This is a genomic window from Allobosea sp. 05T439, from assembly GCF_056396005.1.
On record NZ_JBFTKP010000095.1, the window covers coordinates 1 to 5059 of the forward strand.

A 5059-nucleotide genomic window follows, 5' to 3' on the forward strand; every position below is an offset into this window, starting at 1 on the left:
TGGCGGCTCCGTCGGAGGCACGGGCGGAGGYTCGGGCGGTGGTTCCGGTGGCGGCTCCGTCGGAGGCACGGGCGGAGGCTCGGGCGGTGGTTCCGGTGGCGGCTCCGTCGGAGGCACGGGCGGAGGCTCGGGCGGTGGTTCCGGTGGCGGCTCCGTCGGAGGCACGGGCGGAGGCTCGGGCGGCAACGGCGGCGGCCATGGCGGCGGCAACGGCGGTGGCCATGCTGGCAACGGCGGTGGCCCTGGCGGTAACGGCGGCGGCCATGGTGGTGGCAACGGCGGTGGCCATGGCGGCAACGGCGGTGGCCATGGCGGTGGCAACGGCGGTGGCCATGGCGGCAACGGCGGCGGCCATGGTGGCAACGGCGGCGGCCATGGTGGCAACGGCGGTGGCCATGGCGGCAACGGCGGTGGCCATGGCGGTAACGGCGGTGGCCATGGTGGTGGCAACGGCGGTGGCCATGGTGGTGGCCATGGCGGTAACGGCGGTGGCCATGGCGGTAACGGCGGTGGCCATGGTGGTGGCAACGGCGGTGGCCATGGCGGCAACGGCGGCGGCCATGGTGGCAACGGCGGTGGCCATGGTGGCAACGGCGGTGGCAACACCGGGGGCACCGGCAGCGGCCGGTAACCGCAGGTGTCTTCTGTAGGTCCGAAGCTCGAGGCGCCCCGGGTCACTCCGGGGCGTTTGCTGTCTCGGCCCCTCACGCTATCGCGGCATAATCGACCTCGATCGAGGCCCATCGCCCGCAAGCGGACAGTCCCGCCGGATCTGCTTAAAGCCGGTGTCGACCCATTGCGCGTCTCTTCGACCGCGTGCAATTGCATCATCATGACGCTGGAGCGCGCAAGGCAATGGGCGCGACATCTCACGCGCGACGTCGTCGCGCTATGGATAGCTGCTCGCGATCCGCGAACGCCGTGGCATGCAAAAGCCCTGGCCGCCGGTGTTGCGGCCTACGCCTTGAGCCCAATCGATCTTATTCCTGATTTTATTCCGATACTTGGCTATCTCGACGACTTGCTGATCGTCCCCGCGGGTATCGCACTAGCGGTTCGTCTCATCCCATCGGAACTCATGGCTGAATTCAGGAGGGAGGCCGAGCAATCTTGGCGGTCATTGCGAGCCGTTTCTTCAAACCCGAGTTGCTACGACCAGTTCCGGAGCATCAGGCCGCGGGTGCTGGCGTTCGCTCTCCGCCCTTCTCAGACCATGGCGAGGTCCGCTCTGCGGCAAGTTCGCCAATGTCAAGTTTCGAGCGAGCGCCTGATCACCGCTCGCGACCCATCTCAAGATCGGCGTCTGACGACCGGAGTTGACCCCATTGCCGACATCTGAGGGTCCGGTTGCAGGCACATGACTGAAGGCAATGTAAGGACGCCGGGTTTGGCAGATTCGCAAAGGCCCGCCCCGGCTCGGAACCAATCGTAAGACCCGTATGAAGTGTCGGCAGGCGCCGCGCCTACCACGTGACGCGCAGGCCGAGATTGCCCTTGATGCCGCGGCGATCGTCGCCGCCGAGATTGCTGGTGTAGCTCGCCGCCGCGTAGACGCCGACGTTCGGCGTCACCTGGGCCGCAACGCCGCCGCCGAGTTCCAGCGAGGTGGAGCCGAAGCCGGTTGTAATCGGCGTGACGTTGAAGGTCGTCGTGTCGCTGCCGGAAAACGTGCGCCAGACATTGGCGAGGAGATAGGGTTTCAGCGTCATMCCGCCCATCGTCCAATCGCCGGTGAGCCGTGCGCCGATCCGGCCGGTGAGCGCATCGTCGGGCGAAAAGCGGACCGCGGAGAAGCGATCGCGCTCCGTTCCGAACGAGACCGATTGCCAGATCAGCTGCGCCTGCGGCTCAAGCGACAGCCCGGCACCGATCTGGATCGGATAGCCGGCCTCGAGCGAGCCGGTGAGACCGGTTCCGTCGGCGCTCAGCCCGATGCCGCGGGTCGAGCGCGGATCGCCATCGAACCAGGAGCCCAGCAGCACCGCGTCGACATACCAGCGTGACGGACCGACATGGGTCCAGTAGGCGCCGAGGCTGGTTGCATCCATCTTCAGCTTGCCGACCAGCGCCCGCTGCTGGGCGAGAGCGAAACCGCGGGCATCGACATCGGCGCTGGCGAAGCCGAGGAACAGGCCAAGCCGGTCGCGATGGCCGTTATTGTCCCAGCCGAAAAGGTCCTGACCGGCCTGGAAGCCGCCGATATTGCCCTTCATCTCGGGCGAGAGCGGGCCTGAGCGACTCTCCTCGGCATGGCGGCCGAAGAGCCGGCCCCAGGCGCCTGGCAGCGCGCCCGAGCCGAGCAGCAGGGCCTGATCGCCCTGGCGCTCGTGAAAGGTCCCAAGCGTCGCCAATCCGAGCTGGCGCGCCACGCCGGGCAACAGCGTGTAGATGGCCGCCTCGGGGCGGAAGAGAGGGATCGGAGTGTCCGGAGCCGTCACTCCGGGCGGTATCACGCCGGGCGGCGTAGGGCCGACGGGGGGTGTCACGCCGGGGGGCGTCGGGATCAGCTGGTTTCGCAGAAACCAGTCATTCTCGGTGCCGGCCGTCACACCGCCCTGAAACAGGAGATATTCGTAGGCGCCCGCCGCGACGACGCCACCGAGCGCGAAGGCACCGGCGGTGCTTCCTCCATTCACCGCGCGGACCACCTGGATGCCGTTGCCTGTCGTCAATTCACCGGTCCCGCCGGCGTTGGCGATGCTCAGAAGCGAATTGCCGGTCGCCGAGCCGACATCGAGGCGATCGGAAGGCGAGCCGTCAGTTCCGAGGAAAGTGTTCAGCCCGATCGTGCCGCCAGTCCCTGTATAGCTTGGCGTCGTCAAGACTGTGCCCGGCGGGGTGCCAGTGCCCATGTTCACAAGGCCGGCATTGGCGACGCTCGGGATGGTGTGGCTGAAGCCATTGAGATCGAGCGTTCCGGTACTCGCGACCGTCACTGCCGAATTCTGGCTGAACGTGTTCGGCCCGCCTGCGCGCAACGTCCCCGCGTTGACGTTCGTCGGTCCACTGTAGGTGTTGGCACCGGTGAGCGTAGTCGCGCCCGCGTGCACATTGACCGTACCGTTGCCGCTGATCGCCGACGCAAACACGTAGCTTTGGGATGTGTGATTGAAGTTGAGCGTGCCGGTGCCAGCGCCAAAGGAGAGGCTCGGCGCAGACAGGGTACCTGGTGCAGCCGCCCCACTGCCAGCGGCCGCGCCGATGTTGAGGGTCCCGACCGCACTGGCATTCGCCGCGATCACAACAGACGACGCGGCAACGACGCCTGCGTCCGCAATTGTGAGCGTGCCCGTGCCAAAGTTGCCGATATTTAGCGCCGAATTGTTGCTCCAGGTAGAGTTCGGGCCGGTCACGATCACCGTACCCTGCGAGCCCACCGCATTGCCGATGTTGGCATTAACCGGGGTGTTATTGGTGACCGTCGCGCCGTTTGCGATTGTAAGAGAGCCCGTGCCGAAGCTGCCGATATTGAGCCCGCCGGCCGGACCTATGTTCCAAATGGAGTTTGGGCCGGTCACCGTCACCGAGCCAGTCCCAATCAATCCGACCGAGCCTCCGCCGCCGCTGCTCACCGCGCCGCCATTTTCGATGATAAGCCTCCCGGTGCCCAGGCCGCCGACCACGAGGGCTGAGGTGTTCGTCCACGTCGAGCCCGGACCAGTTACCGTGGCCGTACCTTGCGAACCTGGCGAATTGCCAATCGCCCCCAAGACATTGGTCAACGTCCCGCCATTTTGGATGATCAGCGTGCCCGCACTGCCGGCCGATGATCCCAGTACTACGCTGGCTCCGGCATTCAGTGTCCGGCGTACGTCCACCGTCCCGCTGCCGCCGGCGGTTGAACCGAGGGTGAGGCTTCTCGCGACCGCATCGTCCGTGACGACCTGGGCGGTGCCGCCGTTGTTGATGACCGCATCGTTCGCCGCGGTGGGAGGGAGGTTCGGGAACCAGTTGGCGCCATCGGCCCAGTCACCAGTGCCGCGAATCCAAGTTGTTGTTTGGGCTTGTGCGGACGCCGAGACGGCTGCGACAAGCACGATAGTCGCCAGCGCCGTGGACGAGCCAAACCTGCAAACGCGTGCCAGCAACCCCAACCGTCGCATCGACCCCGCGACAAGCCGGCGCTTTTGATGTTTCGCGCTCGCACCCGGCACCACCTGTCCCAAATCCATTTTCGCGCCCTTTTGCGTGCAGCCCGCGAACGTGATCGGTAGGTGATCGCGTTGCCAGCAGTCGAAGTCAGAAGCAAAGGCAGAGGCTGATCAGAATCGGATAGGCTACGCGTGACGATACTCAGAGAAAGCACCGGCGATATCTACAAAATGTTTACGAGGGCATGTTTGTCGTCAATGCGGACCCATATATTTTGAGGATCCGTTGCGCGAACGCCACGATTCCAGCTGAAATTTTTGATCGGCGCAGTTACTGGGCCGACGGAGGCAGGCATTGTGACCATAGGGAAGTGATCCTGACCTGCCGCTTAACTTCAATCTAGCGACGTCTGCTTTCGGGCAGTCCGCCAATGTTTGGCGGTAGCGCGCTTATGCCAGCKGGTTCAGCGTGACGAACTTCTGATTTCCACCCAAGTGAGACGTTCGCGGGGAGAGCGTCAGACGGGGGAAGATGGCCCATCCCGGACATCGAGAAGGTCTGCTTTCAGGTGATACAGTTTGCCACCGCGGTGTCAGCATCCGTTCGCATAGTCCACGACGCAGATAGCGACCGAGTTCAGTGAGACATCGAGACCGACATAGATCATGGCGTTTCTCCCCGCATGGATTGGTCCATGATCGTCGGAACGCGGAGGCCGGTCCGCGAGCAGGTCAGGCAATCAGGGCCGAATACCCCATCTCTTCCGAGAAGCGGTTGCGCTTCATGTTCTGGTCCTCTCAATGGGCCAGAACGAACTTCGGCGTTGTCACGTTAACCGCGGACCATTGAAGCGAACTCAACCGGGTGACGGGCTCACGCTGCGAGGCCAGCGACGGCTTTCCATTGTGCCATGGCGCACAGACGATGCAGATGGATGGCGAGGGCGGAGCGACGGGACCGGGGCGGG

General features: G+C 65.0%; 2 protein-coding genes and 1 pseudogene. 2 read left to right on the plus strand and 1 reads right to left on the minus strand.

The window, feature by feature from the left end; genetic code table 11:
• Together AC1DIO_RS35005 and AC1DIO_RS35010 are read left to right on the plus strand one after the other, a co-directional pair.
• Nucleotides 1-631, plus strand: a 631-nt coding sequence (locus AC1DIO_RS35005; RefSeq protein WP_476854920.1) for a hypothetical protein, incomplete at its 5' end; no start/stop codon positions are given.
• A gap of 201 nt (nucleotides 632-832) precedes the next feature.
• Nucleotides 833-1102, plus strand: a pseudogene (locus AC1DIO_RS35010) (YkvA family protein); the annotation flags it as partial.
• A gap of 361 nt (nucleotides 1103-1463) precedes the next feature.
• On the opposite strand, the gene AC1DIO_RS35015 reads toward AC1DIO_RS35010, so the two are convergent.
• Nucleotides 1464-4037, minus strand: a complete 2574-nt coding sequence (locus AC1DIO_RS35015; RefSeq protein ID WP_476854921.1) for an autotransporter family protein — start codon at nucleotides 4035-4037, stop codon at nucleotides 1464-1466.
• Nucleotides 4038-5059 lie beyond the last annotated feature (1022 nt).